Here is a 2,427-nt window from a genome sequence, read left to right as displayed (position 1 = left end):
TAATGTACATTTTAATATAATAATACCCTTTTATAAATATGACTTATAATAATTTTATAGTTATGACAATATATACTTTTAATTATTATTAAAATAAATTAGTAAAATTTAATTTTTTCAATCATACAAAAACTCCTTCCATTTTGGAAAGAGTCTATAGAATAACTTATAAAAGTTTAAAACGCTCCACTTTATAAGCTCTTTTTTGCTTTATCAATATTGTAAAATGATTCTCTTTCCCTCTGTTCTACATAATCATCGATTGCCCATACGCCTTTTCTTTGACTACGAGCCTCGCTCTCTGCTTGTTTAAACTCATCATATAACGCGGTGTTTGACTCTTTTACATATCTAACTATCGCTAAGCCCTCTCTTAATAATTCAGACTGTATACACTTTCCATCTACAAATATATATGCTAGTTCCCTATTAAATTTATCTTTTGAATCACCTTTATCATATATAAGGGTAACTTCTTTTCCCTTTAACTTATTTTTAAGAAACTCCCTCGCTTCATCTGCTAAAGGCATAGATGGAGATATAATTTTTCCATCTTTAACTTTTTGTACCTCTGGGGTATCAATTAATAAAGCCCTTACCTTTTTCTTTATAACTTCTCCATTTTGTTTTGTAGATACCAGTATCGTATCTCCATCAAATTCTTGAATAAATTTACCTTTTACTTGTTTGAATCCATTTAACTTTTCATTATATTCTATTTCATCATTCCGGATTCCTTGGTGGCTATTTTCGTTTTTGCTAGCAGGTGCGTCTTTAACTTCACAACCTGCAATGACTCCTACTAAGAGAATGAAGAAGAAAATGATAAATTTAATTCTAGTAAACACTATATCCCTCCCTGATAATGCTGAATTATTTATTAACAAAGTACTTTATAAGAAATCAATTCATTAATAATTTTACTATGTATTTTGTATAACATTAAATCACTTGTTAAATAGAATAATTAAACTAACCTTCTTAAAATTAGATACTACATCAAAATTAAACCCCTAACATTTTATGTGTTAGGGGTTTTGATTCACCTTAAATTGTGGGTGAATGGTGCTCCGACACCAGATAATTATCAAATGCACAAAACTCATGGTGCTGATATGGAATTTGTTTCCCTAAACATGTTATCCCCTGTTCGATAGCACTTCCAAAGGATGCTATTCTCGAGCCAGAAGCAGGGAATCTTAGGATCTTTTTGTATTCCGCATAATTAACTGGTTCTGTTAGAAAGATATTTTTAGCAAATTCACTATATTTACCATTACTTTTTTTCATCGGCACAGCTACATTAACGCAAATTGGAGTGTTAAATGAATCATCATCAACCCTTTTAGATATATATGCTACCCCTTCAGTATCTAACAGGGGTAAACATTGCATTACTAATTGAGATATAATGTATTCACTTTTAAAACTACGATTGTTATCTCTAACTTTATAAGATGTTGCTATGATTAATGGAAATAGCTCAATTAAGCTGAGGGCATCTTTTAACCAATCATCATTGAAAGCAGCAAGACCGTTTATTAAATGCTGAGTAATAGCTAAATTCAACACTTTAGTTTCACCCGGTACCTTATATGAACTAACGTTAAATTCGTTATCGGCCGGTTTCCCTAATTCTAACCAGCTAACATACGATGTAGCCCCGAAATACATACAAGGAACACCAGCAATACTAAATCTTTGCGTAGAAACAATTCCACGTTTATCAAAAGGAATGTGTAAAAAGTCCCTTTTCCCAAATCCTTCCGTTCCAGTACGTGCTTTAAAAAATGATAATGGTTGATATGCCATTGGATGAAGCTCTGATGGCATTTCTTGATTAGATTGTTGCGCTTGTTGTACTTCCCATTTCAGCCTAGTTATCCCTCTAAAGGCAGGCGAATCATCTAGACTTGAAATAATAAAAGGGTTTCCTTTATATGGTTCTAAAACCTCGAATATGAGTTGTCTTGCCGTCGGAATATCCCCATCATAATGACAATTAATTGCTCTAAGAATTTTATCTACATTTTCTTGTGTTCGACCGTATATGATTTCATTTACGTTATGAAATTGTTCAATATCGGTCAAGAATAATCTTAACATACGTTCCAGTTCAACCAGATATTCACTATCGTCATCAATGACAATGGGTAATTTGAATTTATTTAATTCAATTCCCTGTGGTACACTTCTCGTTGGAACTATGCTTTGAAAACTTCCATTTGTCATATAGCATTCTCCTTATTTTTTCATTTCACAACTACATTTCCATAGTCAGATACATATATGTTAACACTATTTTTTATCCATGTATAAAATAAGGAGAGTGGCTAATTTAATTTCACTTTATCAAAATTTAAAACTAACAAGTCTTTTACATATAATTTTTTGCAACTTAAAATCACTCATAAATAAATGTGTAAA

At 31.2% G+C, this 2,427-nt stretch carries 2 protein-coding genes; both read right to left on the bottom strand.

Translation table 11 applies throughout. The features are described 5' to 3' along the window. Positions 1-191 precede the first annotated feature (191 nt). On the bottom strand, positions 192-848 hold the full coding sequence (locus ACO6VI_RS32870) for a thermonuclease family protein (RefSeq protein ID WP_422425193.1): 657 nt from the start codon (positions 846-848) through the stop codon (positions 192-194). Positions 849-1,047: 199 nt separating this feature from the next. Then, positions 1,048-2,232: a hypothetical protein gene (locus ACO6VI_RS32865; RefSeq protein WP_422425191.1), complete on the bottom strand. Its 1,185-nt coding sequence runs from the start codon at positions 2,230-2,232 to the stop codon at positions 1,048-1,050. Positions 2,233-2,427 lie beyond the last annotated feature (195 nt).

This window comes from Bacillus sp. PSXD-155, from assembly GCF_049310765.1.
GTDB lineage: Bacteria > Bacillota > Bacilli > Bacillales > Bacillaceae_G > Bacillus_A > Bacillus_A cereus.
The sequence above is the reverse complement of the archived record's forward strand: the minus strand, read 5'-3'. Positions and strand labels throughout refer to the sequence as shown.

Coding starts and splice junctions, on each gene's coding strand:
- ACO6VI_RS32865 (WP_422425191.1), bottom strand. CDS start 2,232: ATGACAAATGGAAGTTTTCAAAGCATAGTTCCAACGAGAAGTGTACCA.